Here is a 22,713-nt window from a genome sequence, read left to right as displayed (position 1 = left end):
CGCGTCAGGGTGCGACCGAGTCCGCCAGCGCCGCCCACGCCCGCGAGTACGGCAGATCGATCGAGTTCTCCACGAAGGCCCGCAGGATCGCCCGACGCAGTCGCCGCTGCACCGCCCACTGGCCGTTTGGCTTGGTCTTCACCGTCAGACGCAGGACGACCTGATCCGACGACACCTCCTGGACGCCGAGCATCTCGATCTGGCCGAGGATGTCGGTTGAGTCCTCCTCCACCGCGGTGCGCGCCGCCTCGTCGGCCACCTGCTGCGCCTTGTCGATGTCGGCGCCGGGCGCCACCGGGACGTCGACGCGCGCGACCGCGAACTCCTGGCTCATGTTGCCCACGCGGGCGATCTCGCCGTTGCGGACGTACCAGAGGGTGCCGTCGATGTCGCGCAGGGTGGTGACGCGCAGCCCCACCGATTCGACCTCGCCGACGGCCTCGCCGAGATCGACGATGTCACCCACGCCGTACTGGTCCTCGAGCAGCATGAAGACGCCGGTCACGAAGTCGCGCACCAGGTTCTGCGCACCGAAGCCGATGGCGAGGCCGACGATGCCGGCCGACGCGATGAACGGCGCGATGTTGACGCCGAGCACGCTGAGCACCGAGAGCACGACCCAGACGAGGAGCACGATCGACACCGTCGACTTGAGCACCGACCCGATCGTCGCGGCCCGCTGTGCACGGCGTGCGGCGATCTGGGCGTTGCGCTCGGTGGAGGCCGACTTCGACCGCAGTCCGCGCATGAGAGCGGAGCCGCGGCCCGGCTCCCCGCCGGCGGTCCGTGGCCGGGTGGCGCGGTCGATGGCACGGTGGATCACGAAGCGGACGATCAACGCCACGGCCACGTAGGCGACGATGCGAGCGGGGTTCTCGATCAGCCATTCGCGGTTCGTTTCCGTCCATTCGAAGGCAGAGTCCTGAATCGACATGGGTCCGACCGTACGGATGATGAGATCGTTGTCCAGTCGTGACCGACCCCGTGTTGTGTGGCGGGTGCGAGGCGGTGACGCCGGAAACCGTTGTCAGCCTGCGGTGAACGTGACGATGTTCTGATCGAGGATCATCTGCTTCTCATGTGTGCTCTCCGTCACGCCGGGGGCGAGCCGCAACAGCACCCCGGTGGCCTCCGAGGCGTCGAACGCCGCGGTGTCGACCACCCGGCCGGTGATCGTGAACTCCTCGGTCACGCTGGGCACACCCTGCGAGCCGAGGAACTCCGGCCCGTTCATGACGTGGACGTGCAGGTGCGGCGCCACCGAGTTCCCGGTGTTGCCGACCTTGCCGATGACCTCACCCCGGCGCACCCGGTCGCCAGGGGCGAAGCGGACCGACCCGGGTTGCATGTGCGCATAGTTCACGTAGAAGCCGTCGCCGATGTCGAGGACGAGGTTGTTGCCGTCGGCGTCGCCGATGGCCAGATCCGGCGGGAACGTCCCCGGTGTCTGCTCCGGCAGGTCGTTGCGGCTGGCCACCACCGTGCCGTCGGCGACGGCGAGCACGTCATCGCCGAAGATCCGGTAGCTCGCCGGATTCTTCGCGTCGCCGACGAAGATCCGGCCATCGGCACCGGCCTGCTCCCAGTCCACCGCGTACCGCTGGGCGAGGACCGGTGACCCGTTCAGGGGTAGAAGCGCGCGTGTATGCCGGACGGCGTCGCAGCACGCGTCGGCGGCGATGTAGTGCTCACCGAGCAGGGGTGGTCCCAGGACCGGGACGGTCGAATCGCCCACCGTGACGGGCGCGAGGCGTTCGTCGACATCCCGCATACCCGGTGGCGCCGCGTCGGCACGCACGGAGATCTCGTGGATCAGCTGCTTCGGCGCATTCCCGGAGAAGGTGACGTGGAGGAAGAGGACGCCGTTCTGTCCCGGCGCCAGCACGTCGGAGTACCCCTCGGGTGCGCCCGGACCGGGCGGCACCGACGGGGCGCCGGTGGGCTTGAGCCGACCGCGGACCCCGTTGTCGTCGAGGGTGAGCAGCGGTTCGCGGTCGGTGGTGGCGTCGAGCACCTCGACTCGGGCGACCGTCACCGGTGTGCGCATGTAGTTGGTCAGCGAGATCTCGTAGACGAGGTGGTTGTCGCCGTCGGAACCGGCGAACGGTGTCGGCGCGAACATCACCGACCCGACCACCGGTGTGACGACGGGAGCCGACGGCGTACCGCTAGCGCCGGCCCAACCACTCGTCGAGGAAGCCTCGTGCTCGGCGCTGTTCGCGCCGCACGCGCTCACCAGGAGGACCGCACCGGCACCCAGGGCGGCCAGCGTGTGTCGTGTCGGGGCCATCGGTTCCTCCGGGGCTCATCGGGCCGACGACGGTCCGCCCCGGCTGCCGTGAGCCTAGGGTCCCGACGGGGTGGTGGACCCGCGTTCGCAGCGGACCCGGCACAATTGTGCGGTGACCCAGCGCCTGTTCTTCGACTGCGACACCGGCATCGACGACTCACTCGCGCTGATCTATCTGCTCGCGCGCACCGACGTCGACCTCGTCGGAGTGGCCTCCACGGCCGGCAATGTGCCCGTCGATGTCGTGACGGCCAACAATCTCTCGTGGCTGGAGCTGTGCGGACGCCCCGAGGTGCCCGTCCACACCGGCCCGGCCACTCCCCTCGTCGCCGCGCTGATGACCACCGAGGACACCCACGGTCCGCTGGGCGTCGGATACGCCGAACTGCCGGCCCCGACCACGACGCCGAGCCATCTCGACGCCGCCGACGCCTGGATCGAGGCGTCGCGGGCGCACGCCGGCGAACTCGTCGGCCTGGTGACCGGCCCCCTCACGTCCCTGGCGACCGCGATCCGACGCGACCCGGACCTGCCGGCGCGCCTGCGGCGCCTGGTCATCATGGGGGGCGCCTTCCACACCCACGGCAACACGACGCCCACCTCGGAGTGGAATGTGGCCGTCGACCCGGAGGCGGCCGCCGAGGTGTTCACCGCCTTCGGCACCGCGGGCGCCCCGGAACCGATCGTCTGCGCGCTCGACCTCACCGAGTCGGTCGTCCTGACACCCGACCACGTGGTCCGGCTCGCCGCCGCGGCCGGCAGCACACCCGTCGAGTGCCCGGACCCGACCGACGAACGCGGACTCCGTTCGGTCGCCGACAACGAGATCATCCGGCATCTCGTCGACGCGCTGCGGTTCTATTTCGAGTTCCACGACGATCACGACGAGGGTTACATCGCCCACCTGCACGACCCGTTCGCCGCACTGGTCGCGCTGGCCCCCGACACGGTCGAGACCCGCCCGGCGCGCGTCGACGTCGAACTCGCCGGGACGCTGACGCGGGGCATGACCGTGGCCGACGAACGCGCGATGACCGCACCCGGACCTAACGCCCGCATCGCGACCTCCACCGACGTCGACGCCGTGTTCGACGAATTGATCGAGACGATCGGCGCGTTCGCACGCAGTCGCGCACCCGAAATCGTCGGCACCGCGCCGGAGGAGTCCACCGGACTACTCTGAACGGGTGACTCGACTCGGTTACCAGATCCCGAACTTCACCTACCCCGGCGTCGCCGCAGACCAGTTGTTCCCCACCGTGGTCGCGCAGGCGCAAGAGGCCGAGAACTCCGGTTTCGACACCGTCTTCGTGATGGATCACTTCTATCAGTTGCCGATGCTCGGTGAGCCCGACGACCCGATGATCGAGTGCTACACCCTGCTCGCGGCACTCGCCCAGCACACCTCGAAGGTCCGTCTGTCGTCGCTCGTCACCGGCAACACCTACCGCAACCCGACGCTGCTCGCGAAGACGGTCACGGCCCTCGACGTGGTGTCGGGTGGTCGGGCCCAGCTCGGCATCGGTGCGGGATGGTATGAGCTGGAACATGATTCGCTCGGGTATGAGTTCGGGACGTTCACCGATCGGTTCGAGCGCCTCGAGGAGGCGCTGCAGATCATCCTCGGCATGCTCGCCGGCGAGGCACCCAGCCTCGACGGTGACCGCTATCGGGTCACCAAGGCTCTCAATGTGCCTGCGCCGCTGTCGAAGATTCCGGTGATGATCGGCGGCGGCGGCGAGCGCAAGACGTTGCGGATGGTCGCGCAGTACGCCGACGAATCGAACCTGCTGTGCACACCCGCCGACATCCCCCGCAAACTCGACGCCCTCGCCGAACACTGCGAACGACTCGGCCGGGACCGCTCGGAGATCACCGTGACCGTGCAGACGTCGGCCTGCGTGGCGCCGACCGCAGCCGAGGCGACCGCGGAGCTGGAGGCCTACCTGGAGCGCACACCGGCGGCCGAGTCACGCCGCGGGTCGACGATCGTCGGGGATCCCGACGAGGTGGCCGCCCGCTACGCCGAGCTGCTCGCAACCGGTGTCGACGGTGTCACGGTGAACGCTCCCGCCAACGGCCATGTGCCGGGGCGGGTCTCGCTACTCGGCGAGACGCTGGCACCGCTGATCGGCTGATGCTCCAACCCCGGGGGCGCCGGGCCGCACCAGATGTCCACGCCGCCGCCGCCGGGATTGACGTCGCATGCGACCTCAGTCCGTTGACGCGACCTCGATCGAGGTCGCACGGACGGATCGAGATCGCATGCGACCTCGATCGGTGCACTCAGCGCTCGTCGAACGCGTCCACGATCCGTTGCGCGGCGAGGGCCGGGGTCAGCGACCCGTCCCGCAGTTGCTGCTCCACGTCGCCGCGGATCCCGCGCACGGCCGGTGAGTCACCGAGCCGGGACAGCACGATGTCGTTGACCATCGCCCAGGTCCAGTCGATCTGTTGCTGGTTGCGGCGGGCGGTGAACTCTCCTGCCGCGGTGAGTGTCTCGTTGTGGCGTACCACGGTCTTCCAGAACTCGTCGACGCCGGTGTTCTCGATCGCGCTCATCGTCAGCACCGGCGGCATCCACAGCGCGTCGTGCGGATAGATCAGCTTCAGCGCGTTCTTCAACTCGCGTGCCGCGCTCTTCGCCTCGTTGAGGTGTTTGCCGTCGGCCTTGTTCACCACGACCACGTCGGCGAGTTCGAGGACACCCTTCTTGATGCCCTGCAACGAATCCCCGGTGCGGGCCAGGGTGAGGAACGTGAACGTGTCGACCATGTTCGCGACCGTCACCTCGGACTGCCCGACTCCCACCGTCTCGACCAGCACGACGTCGAACCCGGCCGCCTCGACGAGCACGATGCTCTCGCGGGTGGCCTTGGCCACGCCGCCGAGCGTGCCCGACGTCGGCGACGGCCGGATGTAGGCGTTCTCGGCCGTCGACAGCCGGCCCATTCGGGTCTTGTCGCCCAGTATCGAGCCCCGCGTGCGCGTCGAACTGGGGTCGACGGCGAGCACCGCCACCTTGTGGCCCAGCTCCAGCAGGTGCATGCCGAGCGCCTCGATCGTCGTCGACTTGCCCACCCCAGGGACGCCGGTGATGCCGACGCGGAACGACTTGCCCGCGTGCGGCGTCAGCTTCAGCAACAGCTCCTGGGCGGCGGCCCGGTGATCGGCGCGCTTGGACTCGACGAGCGTGATCGCACGCGCCAGATCGGCGCGGCGATCGGCCAGGACAGCGTCGGCCAGCGCGTCGACGTCGATGGGACGTCGCGGTTGGACCGCCATCAGTTCGCGGTCGCCCCGGGCAGTTCCAGGCCGAGGGTGTCGGCGAGCTTGCCGATGAGTTCCACGGCCGAGTCGGCGATGACCGATCCGGGCGGGAAGATCGCGGCGGCGCCGGCCTCGTACAGTTCGGCGAAGTCGCCGGGCGGGATCACGCCGCCGACGACCACCATGATGTCCTCGCGGCCGACCTCACGCAGCGCCTCCCGCAGGGCCGGGACCAGCGTCAGGTGCCCGGCGGCCAGCGACGACACACCCACCACGTGCACGTCGTTGTCGGCGGCCTGCGCGGCCACCTCCTCCGGCGTGGCGAACAGCGGGCCCACGTCGACGTCGAAGCCGAGGTCGGCGAACGCGGTCGCGATCACCTTCTGGCCGCGGTCGTGGCCGTCCTGACCCATCTTCGCGACCAGGACACGCGGCTGGCGGCCCTCCGCCTCGGCGAACTGGCGCACGGCCTCGATCGCCGCGTCGATGTTGCTCACCTCGCCCGCCTCATGTCGGTACACCCCGCTGATCGTCTTGATCTCCGCCTGATGGCGACCATAGACCTTCTCGAGTGCCTCGGAGATCTCACCGACCGTCGCCTGATGCCGTGCTGCCTCGATGGCCAGCGCCATCAGGTTGTTCTCCAGGCCACCCTCCGACGACGCGGCCGCGCGGGTGAGATCGGCCAGGGCCGCCTCGACCGCAGCCGAATCGCGTTGTCCGCGAAGCCGGTCCAGCTTCTCCAGCTGCTCGGCGCGCACCTTCGAGTTCTCGACCTTGAGGACCTCGATCTCCTCGTCGTCGGCGACCTGGTACTTGTTCACGCCCACCAACGGCTGCTGGCCGGAGTCGATACGCGCCTGGGTGCGTGCCGCGGCCTCCTCGATGCGCAGCTTCGGCAGGCCCTCGTTGATGGCCTGCGTCATGCCGCCGGCCTCTTCGACCTCGCGGATGTGCTTGCGCGCCTTCTGCGCCAGCTGATGCGTGAGCCACTCGACGTAGTTCGAACCGGCCCACGGATCGATCGGACGGGTGGTGCCCGACTCCTGCTGCAGGAGTAGCTGGGTGTTGCGCGCGATGCGGGCCGAGAAGTCGGTCGGCAGCGCGATGGCCTCGTCGAGGGCGTTGGTGTGCAGCGACTGGGTGTGACCCTGCGTGGCGGCCATCGCCTCGACGCAGGTGCGGGCCACGTTGTTGAACACGTCCTGGGCGGTCAGCGACCAGCCCGAGGTCTGCGAATGTGTGCGCAGCGACAGTGATTTCGCGTTCTTCGGACCGAACTCGGCGACGAGCTCACTCCACAGCAGACGCGCCGCACGCAGCTTCGCGACCTCCATGAAGAAGTTCATGCCGATGCCCCAGAAGAACGACAGTCGCGGGGCGAACTTGTCGATGTCCAGGCCGGCCTCGAGTCCGGCGCGGATGTACTCGACGCCGTCGGCGAGCGTGTAGGCCAGCTCCAGATCGGCCGTCGCCCCGGCCTCCTGGATGTGATAGCCGGAGATCGAGATCGAGTTGAACTTCGGCATCTTCTGGCTGGTGTACTCGAAGATGTTGGAGATGATCCGCATCGACGGCTTCGGCGGATAGATGTAGGTGTTGCGGACCATGAACTCTTTGAGGATGTCGTTCTGGATGGTCCCGGCCAGCTTCTCCGGCGGCACACCCTGCTCCTCGGCGGCCACGACGTAGAGCGCGAGGATCGGCAGCACCGCGCCGTTCATCGTCATCGACACCGACACGCTGCCGAGGTCGATCCCGTCGAAGAGCTGACGCATGTCGAGGATCGAGTCGATCGCCACACCGGCCATGCCGACGTCACCGGCGACGCGCGGATGGTCGGAGTCGTAGCCGCGGTGGGTCGCGAGGTCGAATGCGACCGACAGTCCCTTCTGGCCGGCCGCGAGGTTGCGACGGTAGAAGGCGTTGGATTCGGCTGCGGTCGAGAAGCCGGCGTACTGGCGGATGGTCCACGGCTGGTTGACGTACATCGTCGGGTACGGGCCCCGGATGAACGGTGCGGCACCGGGAACGGAGTCGAGCGGGTACGGATGTTCGGCATCGTCGAGGACGGCGTCGCGCTCGGCGCGCGTGTACACCGGCGTGACGTCGATCTGCTCCGGGGTGCTCCAGGTGACCTGGTCCACCGAATAGCCGTGCGCCGAGGCGAGTTCCTCGGCGACCGCGGCCGCGGCACCATCGGCGGTCGTCGCACCGGTGTCGTCCGATGTCAGACCGATTCCGGCGAAGTTCGGAATCGTCTGTGTCAGATCGGGTTCGGTCTGGGTCATGCCGTTGCTCCCGCCGTCTTCGGGGATGTCGAGACCAGCTGGTCGAGAAGGTCGCCGAGGGTGCTCACCGCATCGATGCCGACTCGCAGCGAACCGTCGGGACGGTCGTCGCCCTCGGGCCATTCCTTGTCCGGTCCGGCGAGGAGCACCGTCGACAGACCGGCCGCGCGAGCGGCCGCGAGTGCGGCGGGCCCCTCCTCCGCATAGCGCGCCTTGGTTCCGCAGAGGACCGCGATCGGGGTGTTCGCCCCGGCCACCGCGTCGCCGACCTTGTCCGCGGTCAGCGGGCCCGGGTTGACGACGGTGATGCCACCGGCACCCAGGAAGTTCGCGACGAACGTGGTGCGGCCGTTGTGTTCGGCGACACTGCCGAGCGGGATGAGCAGGATCGACGGCCGTTCACCGTGCTCGGCGAGCACGACGTCGGACCGGTCCCGCAGTTCCTCGAAGGCGCGTCCGATCCGCGCGAGGCGCGGCGTACCGGTGACGACGTCGGTGACCGCGGAGGCCGGGGCCCCGGTCGTCTCCGACAGTGCGCGCTCGTCGATGTTGGGGAACTCGTTGACGCCGGTAACCGAGATGCGGCGATGCGCGACCTCGGTGTCGCGGCGAGCGAGGGAGGCGTCGACCTTCTCGGCGATCCAGCCCGTGTCGAGCGCGACACGGTAACCGCCGGCGGCCTCGACCTCGGTGAACACCGTCCAGGCGTTCGTGGCGAGATCGTCGGTCAGGGACTCGACGAACCACGACCCGCCGGCCGGATCGAGGACGCGTCCGATGTTGGACTCCTCGAGCAGCAGCAGCTGGGTGTTACGGGCGATGCGTCGTGAGAAGGACGCGCTCGAGGTGCGCTTGTCCGCCGGGATGGTCGCGTCGTAGCCCAGGACGGTCAGCTGGTCGGCGCCGCCGACCCCGGCGCCGAACGCCGCGATGGTGCTGCGCAGCATGTTCACCCACGGGTCCCGCTGGGAGTACATCGACAGATCGGTCACGCCGTGGGTCAGCGCTCCGCCGACCTCGGGTGCGCCGACGACTTCGGCCACCCGAGCCCAGATCTTGCGCAGCGCACGGAATTTCGCGATCGTGGCGAATTGGTCGTCGTCGGCGGAGACGCCGAAGGTGATCTGACGCAGCGCGGCCTCGGGTGAGAGGCCGGCCGCGGTGAGATCACGGAGGTGGGCGACCGCGGCCGCCACCGTGAGTGCGAGTTCGAGGCCGTTGTCGGCACCGGCGGTGGCGAAGTCGCTGCCGTCCACCCGGAAGGTACGGACCCCGTCGGGCAGCCCGGATGCGGCGAGGGCCGTGGCCTCATCGGGATCGACGGTCGCCCGGCCCGAGAACGCGGCCGTCAGCGGCGACAGGCCGAAGGAGTGGACGGTGGCCGCCGTCGGAGCGGCGGCGACCGGAGCGGCCTGGGCCTTTTCCTTCAGGCCGAGCAGTTCGCGGGCCGCCGCGATGCCCTCGGTGCCCGCATCGAGCGTCACCGGCACCAGATCGAGGTAGACGCCGCGCAGCGCCGTCGCGAGGTCGGCGACCCCCAGCCCGTCACCGGGCCTGCTCACCGAGAGCCAGAGACCGCTCGTCCCGTTGGCCATCGCCTCCAGGATGAGCTCATTGAGGTCCGCCGCCGGCGTCGCGTCGTCGCCGAACCGTTCCGTGACGCGCCAGCCGGTGGTGACGTCACGCGCGGGGTCGGCGCCGCGGACGAACGGGAAGCGACCGGGGACACCGGGCTCGGCGAGTTCGTCGCGACGTGTGTAGAGCGGCCGGATGGTCAGCCCGTCGGCGGTGTCGGTCGAGAGCAGCGCCTCGGGTGTGTCGGGCAGCTCGTCGACGTCGACGCGTCGCGACTTCGCCAGAACGGCCGCGGCGGCCGTCGACCACGCCTGGTAGGCGTCGTCGAGTTCTGACTCGGGTTTGGGCTGGTCAGTTTGCTGTGGCATGTGGGGAAGCACACCTCCGTGAATGCACTGTGATGAGCGCGTACACGACACTAGCCGATCGCTCGCTCGGCTCGGCGTCGAGGTCGGCGTGACGTGGCGCACTCGGGGACCCGGTACACCGCTGGGCCCAGCGTAGAGTGTCCGGGTGCCCGATCGATCCGCTGTCAGCGAGGATGTCGCCGGCCCGACCGCGGCCGACGCGGAGATCGCGGACGCGGCGAGCGCCGGAGACGGTCACCCGCCGACGTCGGGCCGTCGTCGGGCCGATCGACGGATCCTGCGCCGGGCTCTCGTCGCCGCCGTGCTCCTCGCCGCCGTCCTGGCCGCGTCCTACTTCGTCCCGCTGCCCTCGATCTCGAGCGTCCGCGACTGGGGCGCGGATCTGGGACCGGCCTTCGTGTGGTTGTTCTTCCTCGCCTACGCGGTCGTCACCATCGCCCCGATCCCGCGGTCGACGTTCACGGTGATGTCCGGGATCTTCTTCGGACCGCTGGTCGGTTTCGCGGGGGCGATGATCGCCTCGTCGGTGGCGGCGGTGGCAGCCTTCGTCCTGGTCCGCAGGGTCGGACGCGACCGCGTGCAGCCGTACCTGAAGGCACCGGTGGTCCGTGCCGTCGAGTACCGGCTCGAGCGTCGTGGCTGGTTGGCGGTCGGGTCGCTGCGGTTCATCGCGGCATGCCCGTTCTCGGTGGCGAACTACTGCTCGGCTCTGTCCTCGGTGCGTCTCGCGCCGTACGCGATTGCCAGCATCCTCGGTATGGCCCCCGGCACCGCGGCGGTGGTCATGCTGGGCGATTCCCTGACCGGTGACACGCATCCCCTCCAGCTCGCGGTCACCGGTGGCCTCTTTGCGATCGGCATCGCCGGTCTGGTGCTCGACTCCCGCCTGCCGGTCTCGTCGTCGAACGCGACAAGCGCAGCGACTTGATCCCCGAGGATCAAGTCACCCAGCGCGATCCCATCCAGCCAGGGGGCTTGATTCACCGCGATCAAGTGCATAGCCTTGAATGATGTTCGTACTCACCGTCGACCAACGCGGGAGTCGCCGCGACATAGACCGGGTGGACGCCATCCTCACCGCTCTCGCGACGGTCCAGACCGTACGGGCCTTCGAACGTACCGCGGGCGACGAGATCCAGGGAGTCCTCGCCGATCCGGTGACGGCCGCCCGACTGGCCGTCGAACTCACCGCCGAGGGTCACTGGAGTGTCGGCATCGGCACCGGACCGGTCGATGAACCTCTCCCCCCGTCCACCCGGGCCGGGCGCGGGCCCGCCTTCGTCCACGCTCGCGACGCCGTCGAGGCCGCCAAACGACAGCGGGTCCCCCTCTGTGTCCGCGGCCCGGAAACTCGCTGGTCCCGTCACGCCCAGACGGCCGGCCGTCTCATCGCCGATGTGATCACCGCCCGCAGTGCCGCCGGCCGGGAGGCGGTGGAGCTGATGCGCCGCGGCCTCACCCAGGTCGAGGCCGCCGCCGCACTCGACATCACGCCACAGGCCATGAGTCAGCGGCTGCGGACCGCGGCGTGGGATCTGGAATCCGATTCCCTCGGCCTCGTCGCCGACGCGCTCGCCGAGGCCGACCGACACAGCCCGTCCGGAGGATCGGCATGACCACCGCAGCGATCACCCTTCTTCTCCTGACCGCGCTGGCGACGCCGACCTGGGCGCTCGCGACGCGGAAGAAGCGCAACCACGCGCCGGTGTCCGTCGTACGCAGACTCGACGTCATCGGAGCCGTCGTCCTGCTGGTCCTGGCCGGGGTGACCGCCGTCCTCGCCGCCGTGGCCGCGCCCGCCACGGGCTTCCTCGCCTCGGCCGTCCCGGTCGTCGCCGCGCTCGCGGCGGTCACCGGCGGCGGACCCGTGGTCCGGACGGTCCTCGTCGCCGGCGGGGTCGGCCAGCGCACGGGGCCCGGACCCGATCCGGAGGGGTCGCCGGATGACGGATCCGGGGACGACACCGACGCGCCCGACTCCCCGGCGCCCGCCCCGGCCGACCCGGCCGACCCAGCCGAAGCCGGGCCGTTGCGCGGCGGCCGGGTGATCGGATACCTCGAACGCCTCGCGGTCGTCACCACGTTGATGGCGGGGTGGCCCGAAGGCCTCGCGATCATCCTGGCCGTGAAAAGCCTCGCCCGCTACCCCGAGCTGCGCGCCCCGCATGCGGCCGAGCAGTTCATCATGGGCACCTTCGCCTCGGTGATGTGGGCGGTCGGCATGGCGGGCGTCGAGCACCTCATCCGCTGAGCCGTTCTCAGGTCGTGGGCTCGGCCGGCCCCGGCTCCTCGGGCTGTACGGGCTGGGACCACGCACCATCGGTGAGCTCGGCCGGCTCGGACCCCACCGGCGACGCATGGCGCGACGCGCGCGACGCACGAGCGGTGATCTCGGGCGCGACCGGGGTGCGGGCCACCGCCTCCGCCTCGGCGACGGCCTGGGCGACCTTGGGATCGGAGGCCATCGAGAACCAGTCCTCGGTCTCCGAGTCGTCGATCGGCGAGGGCGGCGAGTCGGCCGGCTCGTACCGGAACACGCCGTCGTCTCCCTGGACACCGAAGGATTTCGCGAAACCCTGGAGGGCCGAACCGAAGTCGGACGGCACCACCCACACCTTGCTGCCCTCGCCCTTGGCCATCTCGGGCAACTGCTGCAGATACTGGTAGGCCAGGAGTTCCGGGGTCGGCTTGGCCGCCTTGATCGCCGCGAAGGTCTTCTCGATCGCCTTCGCCTCACCCTGGGCGTTGAGGTACGACGCGGCGCGGTCGCCCTGCGCCCGCAGGATGCGCGACTGCCGATCCGCCTCGGCCGCAAGGATCGCGGCCTGCTTGGCACCCTCGGCGGCGAGGATCTGCGACTGCTTGTTTCCCTCGGCGGTCTTGATCGCCGACTCGCGCTGGCCCTCGGCCGAGAGGATCGTCGCCCGCTTCTCGCGGTCGGCCTTCATCTGCTTCTCCATCGACTCCTGGATCGACGGCGGCGGCATGATCGACTTCAGCTCGACGCGCGCGACCCGGAGGCCCCAGCGGCCGGTCGCCTCGTCGAGGACTCCGCGCAGCTGGCCGTTGATGGAATCGCGGGAGGTCAGGGTCTCCTCGAGCGTCATCCCGCCGACCACGTTGCGCAGCGTCGTGATCGTCAGCTGCTCGACGCCGGCGATGTAGTCGTCGATCTCGTACACGGCGGCGCGGGGATTGGTGACCTGGAAGTAGACGACGGTGTCGATGGACAGCGTCAGGTTGTCCTCGGTGATGACCGGCTGCGGCGGGAACGACACCACTCGTTCACGGACGTCGACGCGGGCGCGGATGCGGTCGATGAACGGCAACAGCAGGGTGAGCTGGCCGGACACGGTGCGGGTGTAGCGGCCCAGTCGCTCGATGACCGCGGCCTCCGCCTGCGGGATGAGGGCGACGGACTTGACCAGCATCACCACCACGAGCAACACGAGCAAAACGATGACGGTCAGGCCGAAGATCTCGTACTCCATGGTCACCTTCCAGCGTTGTCGTTCGGCGGTGTCGCGGCGGCACACTCAGGCGCGCCACACCACCGCGGTCGCGCCGTCGATCTCCACGACGGTCACGTGGGTTCCGGGTTCGAGCACCTGGGTCGGGTCCATCGTGCGGGCCGACCACACGTCGCCGCCGATCTTGACGCGTCCGTCACGGGCGTCGACCTGTTCGGTCACCACCGCCGGCCGACCCTCGAGCGCCTCGGTGTTCATCAGGACCGCCGGACGGTTCAGCATGTGCTTACGGGCGATCGGACGGACCGCAACCAGCAGCAGCACCGAGACGAGCGCGAAGACCAGCCCCTCGACCCACAGCGGCGTCTCGAACGCGAAATCGACACCGGCGGCCGCGAATGCGCCCCCGGCGAGCATGAGCAGGACGAGTTCGCCACCGAACATCTCCGCGACCACCAGGACGATCGCGGCCGCCAACCACAGCAGGGCGCTCATGGGTCCAGTCTGCCAGAGATGTCCGAACCGCCTTCGGCGCTCACGACGCGGGTGGGCCCCGGTGGGCGTCAGGCCGTGTGCGTCACCTGGGCTCTTCGGCCGCGGTCACGAAATCGATGAGTTCTTCCACCGACCGCAGCAGATCGACCTCGAGATCCCGGAAACTGCTCACCCCGCCCAACACCCGGCGCCAGCCGTCACGAGGGTCCCCCCAGCCGAGCTCGGCACACACCCCGGTCTTCCAGTCGGTGCCCCGCGGGATGTGCGGCCACGCCGGGATCTTCACCGACGCCGGCTTCACCGCCTCCCAGACGTCGATGTAGGGATGCCCGCACACGAGGACGTGCTCCCCGACCTCGGCGGTGAGTTGTGCTTCTTTGGAACCCGCCACCAGATGGTCGACGAGGACACCGGCCCGGCGATGCGGTGCCGGCTGGAATTCGTCGAGTGCCGCCTCGAGGTTGTCGAGGCCGTCGAGGCTGACGACGACCACGCCCTCCGCGCGGAGGTCGTCACCCCACACGCGCTCGAGGAGTGTCGCGTCGTGCACGCCCTCGACGAAGAGCCGGCTGGCGCGCGCGGTCCGCGCGCGGGCGCGAGGGGCGGCTCGCGATCCCGACGCCGTCATGGCCGGCTGCTGCGGGCCCCTGGTGCGCGGCCGTACGAGCGTCACCGGCCGACCGTCGATGAGGAACGCGCCGGGGTGCATCAGGAACACCCGCGTCTGACCTCGCCGGTCCTCCAGCCGGACGAGATCGCCGGCGTAGCTCTTCTCGAGCCCGACGACCGCACCGCAGAAGCCGGTGGCGGCGTCCTCGACGACCAGATCGCGATCCGCGGCGACCTCCGCGGGACGCGGCTTCGCCCGACGGGGCTGGGAGAGCACATCGCGTCCGTAGCGGTCATCCATCGCACACCACCATCTCTCGATCGGTCATCTCGTGATCACGCCGCCGCGATGGACAGGTCGGGCGGCGCACACACCGTATGCCCCGCGGGCCCGCCCGCGGGGTTGCCACGCCCGGCTCCCACCGGCCTCGCCGGTATCCTGGCTTCTTGATGAAACGCAGCCGCCTGCTCTCCGCCACCGTCGCGTGGCCGACGTGCGCCCTCGGCGCGTGGTCGGCCGCCTGGCTCACCGGCCGGTGCTCCCCCGACGACGTGATCGAAGCCCTGGCGGAATCCGCCGACCGGCACCTCCTGCACTGGCCCGACGGCGGGGTCGCCGGGGCCGAACAGAATTCGCCCGCAACGGGTTCGGCGAACGGGGTGCTCGATCTGCTCGCGCTGCTGCGACCCGCTCGACGCCTCGTCGTCCGCCTGCCCTCCACGGGTGATCCGCAGGGACTCCCACCGCATGTCGCGACGTCGGCCGCACTCGGCGCGGGCGAGGTGCTGCTCGTCGACGACGCGGCGGGCGCCGGCACGCTCGCGCTCGTACCGGAGTTCGCCGCCGACACCGCCGATCCACCGTTCGTCACGTGCACGTGGTCGGCCTACCGCTACGACGCGACCCTCGACCTCGGTCATCTCGTATCCGCGGGACCCAGTGCCGGTGATCTGGAATACGAGCTGCGGCAAGCAGTTCGAGAGGCGACCACGATCATCGGCGGGCTCGGCGGACGCCGGTCGGCCGACGCGAGCGACCTCCGTACGGAACTCGCGGCGCTCACCTCGAGGCATCGGGTCGCCCTGCCCCCGCACCTCCTCGACGCGCGCTCCACCCGCCTGATCGACACGGCGGCACAGGTCGAGGCGATCGTCGACCTCGCCGGAGCGCGCAATGTGGAGATCGGCGACAGTGCCGGACAATGGGATTCCGGCGACGCGACGCTCCGGGGCCTCCAGGCGCTGACGCGGACCGCACGGGCGGCGGCGGTCAATCACACGATCCTCGAGCTACTGCGACGCTAGGACCCGGGCCGCCACCGCCGGAAGGTCACTCCCGGAGCCGCGGCGGACGGTCGGACACGACGCCGTACAGATCGAGTCCGTTCCGCTGCTCGGTGGCGAACAACGTCGCCCCCCATTCGTGGACGAACCAGTCCCGCAGCCGAGCGGAGCCGGTCCAGGCGTACTACGGCCGGGCCGCAGAGACACAGAACCGTTCCACTTCGCGCATCATGCGAACGAGAGCGTCGCCACCACGAGCTTCGGGAACAATCGCCGCGATCCGCACATCGACGGCATCCGATGCCGGGGAGGGCAATTGTGGGCTGGTGAGGAACTCGATCAGCCGTTCGCGGAGTCCGGGAATGGCCGCGACCCGGACGAAATCAGCCGGGCCGAGCGGCGGTTCGCCGTCGGGCGACAATTCGACATCGTGGGGATGCCAGAGCAGAATTCCGACGAGATGCTCGTTCTGGAAGGAACCCAATACGCAGCCGGCTTTGAGATAAGGCCGCACCAAGATCTCGGCCAACCATTCCCGCAGCGTGAGATCCGGGAGGTGGTCACCCAACACCCATCGATACAACGGAATGTCCTCGACCGCTCGTGCGAGTAGCTGCGTAGCAGGTCGGAGATCAACTGGGATGAGTAGTCGTTCCGCGGTCAACACTGTTGATACACGCGCACAAAGGAGAGATCACGCCGCTGTGGGCTACGTCGTCAACGCAGCCCACAGCGGAAACGGATCTCAGTTGACGGGCTCGCTGCTACCGTCCGCGGAGCCGGTGGAAAGTGTCTTCAGAATCGGTCCGAGGAAATCGATCTCGAGCCTCAGTGGTCCTTCTGCCATGGAAATTTCTCTCTCACGTTCGCACCCCGATTCAGATGCGCGTGCCACGAGAGTTTCATTTCGACTGAGGCGCAGATCACATTATGGACCGTTCCTATATCAAATCGTTATGAAGGCACACAAAGCCAGTGAATCTACGCGCGGTCAGATGGCCTCGCCGCAGATCTAGGCCGCGCCGCGGGCACACAGCACCGGTCTCGACAGGTGCTGCCGTTGTCTCCGCATCCCATCGCCGACAGGTCGCCCAAGCCCCCGGCGTAGGCCTCCACGAATTCGCCGATCATCGAGATGAACCGCGGATCGGGACCCACGGTGTCGGCGCGGACATAGTCCAGGCCGAGGCGCTCGGCGACCTCCGCGGCCTCGTTGTCGAGATCCCAGATCACCTCGAGATGGTCGGAGATGAACCCGACCGGGTAGACGACCACCCGTCGAACACCCTCCGCGGCAAGGCTCTCCAGATGGTCACAGATGTCCGGCTCCAGCCACGGGATCTGCGGTGGACCCGACCGTGACTGCCAGACCTGATCGAAGTCGGCGACGCCGAGCTCGTCGGCGACCGCCTGCGACGCCGCCAGCACCTGGCGCGAGTACAGCTTCCCGCCGTCGGCCGCCGGACCCGACGCCTCATCGGCCGAGGTCGGGACCGAATGGGCGGTGAACACCAGCCGTGGCGGCTCCTCGCCGGGCCCGAGGGCGTCCAGAGCGCGGCGCACCGCGTCGGCCCCGGCCGCGACGAACGCCGGATGCGACCAGTACTGCGGGAGCTTGCGGAGCACCACCGCACCGTCGGGTTCGCGGCTCGTCGGTTCACGGTCGGCAAGCGCGGTCACCGCCCGGTCGATGTCCTCGTGATACTGCCGGCACCCCGAGTAGCCGCCCCACGCCGAGGTCGGGAACACGAGGATCCGGCGATGACCGGCGCGGTACATCTCGGCCAGGGTGTCCTCGACCATCGGGTGCCAGTTGCGGTTGCCGAAATACACCGGGAGGTCGACACCACGTCGGTCGAGCTCGGCACGCAGGGCATCGATCATCTCGAGGTTGAGCCGGTTGATCGGTGAGACGCCGCCGTAGTGCAGGTAGTGCTCGGCCACCGACTCGAGCCGTTCGCGCGGGATCCCCCGGCCGCGAGTGACGTTCTCCAGGAACGGCATCACGTCCTCGGGCCCGTCCGGTCCGCCGAACGACAGGAACAGGACGGCATCGAACGGAGCGGGATCGAACGGAGCGGGATCCACGGGCGCGGTGTCCCCCGGTGCTGGCGAACTCATGAGCCGGTGGTCATGCCCTCCGGGAACCAGGTGTTGTGGCTGGCGCCACCGTCGACGTAGACGATGGAACCGGTGGTCGCCGGCAGCCAGTCACTGAGGAGGGCACACACCGACTTCGCGACGACGGTGGGGTCGTCGACGTCCCAGCCGATCGGGGACGCGCCGTCCCAGTACTCGTTGAGCATGTTGAGCTGCTTGGCGTCATCGGTCGCGGTACCCGCGATCGCCTTCGCGGCCAGGGTCTTGATCGGGCCGGCGGCCACCAGGTTCGACCGGATGTTCTTCGCGTTGCCCACTTCGCGCGCCACGTACCGGTTCACCGACTCGAGCGCGGCCTTCGCCACACCCATCCAGTTGTAGTACGGCATCGCGGTGCGGGGATCGAAGTCCATGCCCACGATGGAGCCGCCCTCGTTCATGGCGGGGAGCACGGCGCGGGCGAGCGAGGCGTAGCTCCACGCCGAGATCTCGAAGGCCTTGGCGGCGTCGGGGCCCGGCCCCTCCAGGAACGGCTTGGCCTCGGGACCCATCAGGGTGCGCGGCGCGAAGGCGATCGAGTGCATGACGCCGTCGATGCCCTGCGGCGCCAGCTCGGCGAGCTTCCCGGCGAGCGCGCCGAGATCGTCCTCGTTGGTGACGTCGAGCCCGATGGCCGGCGGCACCTCCTTCGGCAACCGCTTGGCGATCCGGTCGATCAACCGGAGCCGTTCCGGGATGCCGGTGATGAGGACCGTGGCGCCCTGCTCCTGCGCCATGGCGGCGGCGTGGAAGGCGATCGACGCATCGGTGATGATGCCCGTGATGAGGACGGTCTTCCCGTCCAGGATTCCGCTCACGAAGATGTGCTCCTGAGTTCGACGTTGATTGACGTGCCTTACGACTGCGCTGTGCGGGTCAGTAGCCGTGCGACCGCGCTCGGCAGTTTCAGTGCCCCATGCCCATTCCGCCGTCGACGGGCAGGACCGCACCGGAGATGTAACCGCCCTCGTCGGAGGCGAGGAAGCTGATGGCCGCCGCGACGTCCTCGGGCTTGCCGGTTCGGCCGAGCGGGATCGCCTGCTTGGCCATGTCGATGTAGCGGTCCTCCATCGATGCGGTCATGTCCGTCTCGATGAACCCGGGCGCCACGACGTTCGCGGTGATGTTGCGCGAGCCGATCTCACGCGCGATCGAGCGCGCCATCCCGATCAGGCCCGCCTTCGAGGCCGCGTAGTTCACCTGGCCGGGGATGCCGGACATCGCGACCACCGAGCCGAGGAAGATCATCCGGCCCCACTTGGCGCGCTGCATCCCCTTGGTGGCGCGTTTGGCGCATCGGAACGCGCCGGTGAGGTTCGCGTCGAGGACCTTCTCGAAGGATTCCTCGGACAGTCGCATGAGGAGCATGTTCTCGGTGATCCCCGCGTTGGCGACGAGGATCTCCACGGGACCCTGATGCGCCTCGACCTCGGCGAAGGCGCGGTCGACCGACTCCGAGTCGGTGACATCGCACTTGACGCCGAACAGTCCGTCCGGGGCTCCGGAACCGCGGTGCGTCACCGCCACCCGGTGACCGTCGGCTGCCAGTCGCTGGGCCACGGCCAGGCCGATTCCGCGGTTGCCGCCGGTCACCAGGACCGAGCGGGAGGGATTCTGCGCTTCGTTGCTAGCTGCCGTCATGGGTGTTCAACTTATCCGTTCTCGTTGCGGGGGTGACACGCGGTCGGGGGGCGGGGCGCACGGCGGCACACCCCGGACACGTCCGCGTCAGGGCAGCCGGCGGTTGATGGCCAGCGCGGCGAACGCCGACACCAGCGCGAACAACGTACCGGCGACCAGCCACGGCTTCGAATTGTCCCCTCGACGGGTTTCGTAACCGATCTCGTCCTGGAGCTGCTCGTAGACCTTGTTCAACTCGTCGAGGCTGGCCGCGGTGAAGAAGTCGCCACCGGACAGGTTGGCGATCTTGCGCAGCGAGTCGTCGTCGACCGGCACCGGCACCCGGTCGCCCTCGAGTTCGACGGTGCCGGTCCGGGTACCGAAGGAGATCGTGGAGACCGGGATCTTCTCCTCCTTGGCCTTCCGGGCCGCGGTGAAGGCACCCCGCGGGTCGTCGGGGTCGTCCGGGACGGTCTCCTTACCATCGGAGAGCAGTACGATCCGCGCAGGTGGTGCGCCCTCGGTCCCGCCGAGCACCGCGTTCAACGTGCTGATCTGCTGCAGGGCCGCGAAGATGCCCTCCCCGGTTGCCGTCTTGTCGTCGAGCCGCAGTTTGTCCACCGCGACCTTGGTGGCGTTGTGATCCGGCGTCGGCGACACGAGGCTGGCGGCGGTACCGGCGAAGGAGATCAGTCCGAGGTTGATGCCCTCGGTCAGCTCGTCGGCGAACTTCTTCGCCGCCTCCTGCGCCGCGCGGATCCGCGACGGCGACACGTCGGTGGCGTTCATCGACCGCGACACGTCCATCACCAGGACGACGGTCGCCTTGTTGCGCGGCACCTTGCGATCGGCCTGCGGCCCGGACAGCGCGACCGTCAACAGGATCAGCGAGACGATCAGCAGTGCGATCGGCAGGTGCCGCAGACGACTACGGTCCGCGGGCGCGACCGACTTCAGCAGGTCCAGGTTCGCGAAGGTCAGCGCACGCTGCCGCCGCCGGCGCAGCATGTAGACGTACGCGGCGCCGAGCAGCGCCACGACCAGGAGCAGGAGCAACCACCAGGGACTGGACAGCATCGACCTACCCCACCCCCGCCGCGAGACCGCGGCGGCGTTGTGCGACGAACTTGACGGTGTCGGCGATCCACTCCCGATCCGTGCGCAACGTCAGGATCGCGCCGCGACAGCTGCGCAGAGTGCGGTGGACCCGCTGCTGGTGTGCGCGCGCCGCGGCCGCGAAGTCGCGCCGGAGGTCGTCGGTGATCGTCACGTCGTGGGTCTCCCCGGACTCCGCGTCGGCCAGGGTGACCTCCCCGATCGCCGGGAGGTCGAGATCGCGGGGGTCGAGGACCTCGACCGCGAGGAGTTCGTGGTGTGCGCCGATGGCGCGCAGCGAGCGCTCCCAGTCGATCGGGCCGAGGAAGTCACTGATGACGACCGCGAGGCCGCGACGGCGCTGGGGCCGTCGGAGCGCCTCGATCCCCGCCTTGAGGTCACCCCGGACGCCGGGCGAGCTGCGTCGCGTGGTGGCGATGGTCTTGAGGAGGTTCTGGGCGTGCGCGCGCCCGGCACGGGCCGGTACCCGCACCACGTCGTCACCGGTCACCACCAGCGCGCCGTGCCGGTTGCCGCCGCCGGTCGTGAGGTGGACCAGAGCCGCGGCCGCGGCGACGGCCAGGTCGCGCTTGGTGCAGTCGACGGTGCCGAAGTCGAGGCTGGCCGAGGCGTCGACGACGAGCCAGGTCTCGAGTTCCCGGTCGGCGATCATCTGCCGGACGTGCGGTTGGGTCGTGCGTGCCGTGACCGACCACTCCATCCGCCGGACGTCGTCGCCCGGCTGATAGGCCCGCGCTTCCCCTGGTTCCGAACCCGGTCCGGGGATCAGGCCCAGGTGCTCGCCCTGGAGCACGCCGTCGAGTTTGCGCCGCACGGTGAGCTCGAGCATCTTCAGCGCCGCCGTCAGCTGCGCCTCGTCGAGCAGCCCGGCGCCGAGACGCGGTAGGTCCCGATTAGCCGCCATACTGAGGTGAATTCCGGTTCGCCGGGGCCGAATTCGGGTCCATCGGACCGGCGGACTGCGGGACCTGCTGTCCCGCATACCCATTCGGCCCGTGTCCGGGATTGGGCGCGTGCTGCTGTCCGGGCGGGTACTGCCCCTGCGGCACCGGTTGCGCGCCGACCTGCGGCAGTCCGACGGTCTGCAGGACGCGGGCGATGACCTGGTCGGCATCGATCTCGTCGGCCAGGGCGTCGTAGGACAGCACGAGGCGGTGCCGCAGCACGTCGGGCATGATCTCGACGACGTCCTGCGGGATCACGTAGTCGCGTCCGCGGACCAGCGCCAGGGCGCGGGCCGCGGCCACGATGCCCAGCGTCGCACGAGGCGACGCGCCGTAGGACAGCCACGACGCGACGTCGTTCAGGCCCAGCTCGGCCGGCCGGCGGGTGGCGTTGATGACCCGGACGACGTAGTCGACGAGCGCGTGATGGACGAAGACGTTCGCCGCGGTCCGCTGCAGGCGCAGCATCGCGGCGGGGTCGAGAACCTGGGAGGCGGTCGGCGGGACGTTGCCCATCCGATAGACGATCTCGCGCTCCTCCTCCACTGACGGGTAGTCGACGAGGACCTTGAACAGGAAGCGGTCCCGCTGCGCCTCGGGCAGCGGGTAGACACCCTCGTTCTCGATCGGGTTCTGCGTCGCCATGACCAGGAACGGATCCGGCATCGAGTACGTCTTGCCGCCGATCGAGACGTGCCGCTCGGCCATCACCTCGAGCAGTGCCGACTGCACCTTCGCGGGTGCGCGGTTGATCTCGTCGGCGAGCAGGAAGTTCGCGACCACCGGGCCGAGCTCGGTGTCGAACTCCTCGCGGCCCTGACGGTAGATACGCGTACCGATCAGGTCGGTGGGCACGAGGTCAGGGGTGAACTGCACTCGCGAGAACGACCCGCCGACGACGCGGGCGAACGTCTCGACAGCGAGCGTCTTCGCGACACCCGGCACGCCCTCGAGCAAGATGTGTCCGCGCGCGAGGAGACCGACGAGAATGCGCTCGACGAGCTGATCCTGGCCGACGATGACGCGCTTGACCTCGTAGATGGCCCGCTCGAGCAGGGCGACGTCGGCGTCGCTCAGCACCGAGCCGTCCGCTCCTGCCGCCGCGGGATCCCCCGTGGCCGCCTTGCCGAGGGAGTGCGATTCGGTCAACCCGTGCTCCTGTTCCTCTGAACTGCTGTTCCGTCGAACCGCGAGGGCCCACGGGCGGCGCGAACGCGCAGCGCGCAGGCGTCGACCCCGCGT

21 protein-coding genes are annotated in these 22,713 nt (G+C 69.4%); 6 read left to right on the top strand and 15 right to left on the bottom strand.

Features of this window, described 5'->3' with window-relative positions:
* Window positions 1-4 precede the first annotated feature (4 nt).
* Together LEL84_RS02650 and LEL84_RS02645 are read right to left on the bottom strand one after the other, a co-directional pair.
* The gene (locus tag LEL84_RS02650) at window positions 5-934 is read right to left on the bottom strand and encodes a mechanosensitive ion channel family protein (RefSeq protein WP_065632191.1); all 930 of its coding nucleotides are present in this window, start codon (window positions 932-934) and stop codon (window positions 5-7) included.
* A gap of 93 nt (window positions 935-1,027) precedes the next feature.
* Window positions 1,028-2,290 carry a M23 family metallopeptidase gene (locus LEL84_RS02645; RefSeq protein WP_226513257.1) on the bottom strand — a complete coding sequence of 421 codons (1,263 nt, stop codon included), beginning with the start codon at window positions 2,288-2,290 and terminating at the stop codon, window positions 1,028-1,030.
* Between the two features lie 112 nt (window positions 2,291-2,402).
* Between LEL84_RS02645 and LEL84_RS02640 the strand changes: the two genes are divergently transcribed.
* Together LEL84_RS02640 and LEL84_RS02635 are read left to right on the top strand one after the other, a co-directional pair.
* Window positions 2,403-3,473 carry a nucleoside hydrolase gene (locus LEL84_RS02640; protein ID WP_226513256.1) on the top strand — a complete coding sequence of 357 codons (1,071 nt, stop codon included), beginning with the start codon at window positions 2,403-2,405 and terminating at the stop codon, window positions 3,471-3,473.
* Window positions 3,474-3,477: 4 nt separating this feature from the next.
* A complete protein-coding gene (locus LEL84_RS02635) occupies window positions 3,478-4,428 on the top strand; it encodes an LLM class F420-dependent oxidoreductase (RefSeq protein WP_065632189.1) in 951 nt (316 codons plus the stop codon).
* Between the two features lie 148 nt (window positions 4,429-4,576).
* Here the strand turns inward: LEL84_RS02635 and meaB are convergent, their stop codons facing one another.
* Genes meaB through LEL84_RS02620 form a run of 3 tightly spaced genes read right to left on the bottom strand, consistent with a single transcriptional unit; the run spans window position 4,577 to window position 9,794 of the window.
* Window positions 4,577-5,575: a methylmalonyl Co-A mutase-associated GTPase MeaB gene (gene meaB / locus LEL84_RS02630; protein ID WP_058250405.1), complete on the bottom strand. Its 999-nt coding sequence runs from the start codon at window positions 5,573-5,575 to the stop codon at window positions 4,577-4,579.
* Complete coding sequence (gene scpA / locus LEL84_RS02625; protein WP_137810566.1) at window positions 5,575-7,851, bottom strand: methylmalonyl-CoA mutase; 2,277 nt, start codon at window positions 7,849-7,851, stop codon at window positions 5,575-5,577. The genes meaB and scpA overlap by 1 nt, the downstream gene beginning before the upstream one ends.
* Window positions 7,848-9,794 (bottom strand): methylmalonyl-CoA mutase family protein, encoded by a 1,947-nt coding sequence (locus tag LEL84_RS02620; RefSeq protein WP_137810565.1) that lies wholly within the window; start codon window positions 9,792-9,794, stop codon window positions 7,848-7,850. Before LEL84_RS02620 ends, scpA begins: the two co-directional genes overlap by 4 nt.
* 145 nt (window positions 9,795-9,939) lie before the next feature.
* Between LEL84_RS02620 and LEL84_RS02615 the strand changes: the two genes are divergently transcribed.
* The 3 genes from LEL84_RS02615 to LEL84_RS02605 all read left to right on the top strand — a co-directional run bounded on the left by LEL84_RS02615 (window position 9,940) and on the right by LEL84_RS02605 (window position 12,045).
* Window positions 9,940-10,722, top strand: a complete 783-nt coding sequence (locus tag LEL84_RS02615) for a TVP38/TMEM64 family protein (RefSeq protein ID WP_058250402.1) — start codon at window positions 9,940-9,942, stop codon at window positions 10,720-10,722.
* Between the two features lie 82 nt (window positions 10,723-10,804).
* On the top strand, window positions 10,805-11,410 hold the full coding sequence (locus LEL84_RS02610) for a hypothetical protein (RefSeq protein WP_226513255.1): 606 nt from the start codon (window positions 10,805-10,807) through the stop codon (window positions 11,408-11,410).
* Window positions 11,407-12,045 (top strand): hypothetical protein, encoded by a 639-nt coding sequence (locus tag LEL84_RS02605; protein WP_065632183.1) that lies wholly within the window; start codon window positions 11,407-11,409, stop codon window positions 12,043-12,045. The genes LEL84_RS02610 and LEL84_RS02605 overlap by 4 nt, the downstream gene beginning before the upstream one ends.
* 7 nt (window positions 12,046-12,052) lie before the next feature.
* On the opposite strand, the gene LEL84_RS02600 is transcribed toward LEL84_RS02605, so the two are convergent.
* The 3 genes from LEL84_RS02600 to LEL84_RS02590 form a co-directional block, all read right to left on the bottom strand.
* On the bottom strand, window positions 12,053-13,285 hold the full coding sequence (locus LEL84_RS02600) for an SPFH domain-containing protein (protein ID WP_065632229.1): 1,233 nt from the start codon (window positions 13,283-13,285) through the stop codon (window positions 12,053-12,055).
* Window positions 13,286-13,330: 45 nt separating this feature from the next.
* The gene (locus LEL84_RS02595) at window positions 13,331-13,759 is read right to left on the bottom strand and encodes an NfeD family protein (protein WP_065632182.1); all 429 of its coding nucleotides are present in this window, start codon (window positions 13,757-13,759) and stop codon (window positions 13,331-13,333) included.
* A gap of 82 nt (window positions 13,760-13,841) precedes the next feature.
* Window positions 13,842-14,669, bottom strand: coding sequence for a DUF3097 domain-containing protein (locus LEL84_RS02590; protein WP_159370749.1), 828 nt, complete (start codon window positions 14,667-14,669; stop codon window positions 13,842-13,844).
* Between the two features lie 149 nt (window positions 14,670-14,818).
* Here LEL84_RS02590 and LEL84_RS02585 point away from each other — a divergent pair, with 149 nt between their 5' ends.
* Window positions 14,819-15,673 carry a serine/threonine protein kinase gene (locus tag LEL84_RS02585; RefSeq protein WP_065632180.1) on the top strand — a complete coding sequence of 285 codons (855 nt, stop codon included), beginning with the start codon at window positions 14,819-14,821 and terminating at the stop codon, window positions 15,671-15,673.
* A 163-nt stretch (window positions 15,674-15,836) separates the two neighbouring features.
* Here LEL84_RS02585 and LEL84_RS24795 read toward each other — a convergent pair whose 3' ends face one another.
* The 7 genes from LEL84_RS24795 to LEL84_RS02550 form a co-directional block, all read right to left on the bottom strand.
* A complete protein-coding gene (locus tag LEL84_RS24795; RefSeq protein ID WP_319005255.1) occupies window positions 15,837-16,181 on the bottom strand; it encodes a hypothetical protein in 345 nt (114 codons plus the stop codon).
* A gap of 452 nt (window positions 16,182-16,633) precedes the next feature.
* Complete coding sequence (locus LEL84_RS02575; RefSeq protein ID WP_226513254.1) at window positions 16,634-17,773, bottom strand: ferrochelatase; 1,140 nt, start codon at window positions 17,771-17,773, stop codon at window positions 16,634-16,636.
* On the bottom strand, window positions 17,770-18,609 hold the full coding sequence (inhA, locus tag LEL84_RS02570) for an NADH-dependent enoyl-ACP reductase InhA (RefSeq protein WP_137810558.1): 840 nt from the start codon (window positions 18,607-18,609) through the stop codon (window positions 17,770-17,772). The genes LEL84_RS02575 and inhA overlap by 4 nt, the downstream gene beginning before the upstream one ends.
* Window positions 18,610-18,697: 88 nt before the next feature.
* On the bottom strand, window positions 18,698-19,432 hold the full coding sequence (gene fabG1, locus LEL84_RS02565; protein ID WP_058250394.1) for a 3-oxoacyl-ACP reductase FabG1: 735 nt from the start codon (window positions 19,430-19,432) through the stop codon (window positions 18,698-18,700).
* Between the two features lie 87 nt (window positions 19,433-19,519).
* Window positions 19,520-20,488, bottom strand: a complete 969-nt coding sequence (locus tag LEL84_RS02560; RefSeq protein WP_068971571.1) for a VWA domain-containing protein — start codon at window positions 20,486-20,488, stop codon at window positions 19,520-19,522.
* A gap of 4 nt (window positions 20,489-20,492) precedes the next feature.
* Window positions 20,493-21,431, bottom strand: coding sequence for a DUF58 domain-containing protein (locus LEL84_RS02555; protein ID WP_226513253.1), 939 nt, complete (start codon window positions 21,429-21,431; stop codon window positions 20,493-20,495).
* Window positions 21,421-22,620: an AAA family ATPase gene (locus tag LEL84_RS02550; RefSeq protein WP_065632174.1), complete on the bottom strand. Its 1,200-nt coding sequence runs from the start codon at window positions 22,618-22,620 to the stop codon at window positions 21,421-21,423. The genes LEL84_RS02555 and LEL84_RS02550 overlap by 11 nt, the downstream gene beginning before the upstream one ends.
* Between the last annotated feature and the right edge of the window lie 93 nt (window positions 22,621-22,713).

Origin of the sequence: Gordonia sp. WA4-43 (genome assembly GCF_020520305.1) — a bacterium.
GTDB classification, from domain to species: domain Bacteria; phylum Actinomycetota; class Actinomycetes; order Mycobacteriales; family Mycobacteriaceae; genus Gordonia; species Gordonia hongkongensis.
The sequence above is the reverse complement of the archived record's forward strand: the minus strand, read 5'-3'. Positions and strand labels throughout refer to the sequence as shown.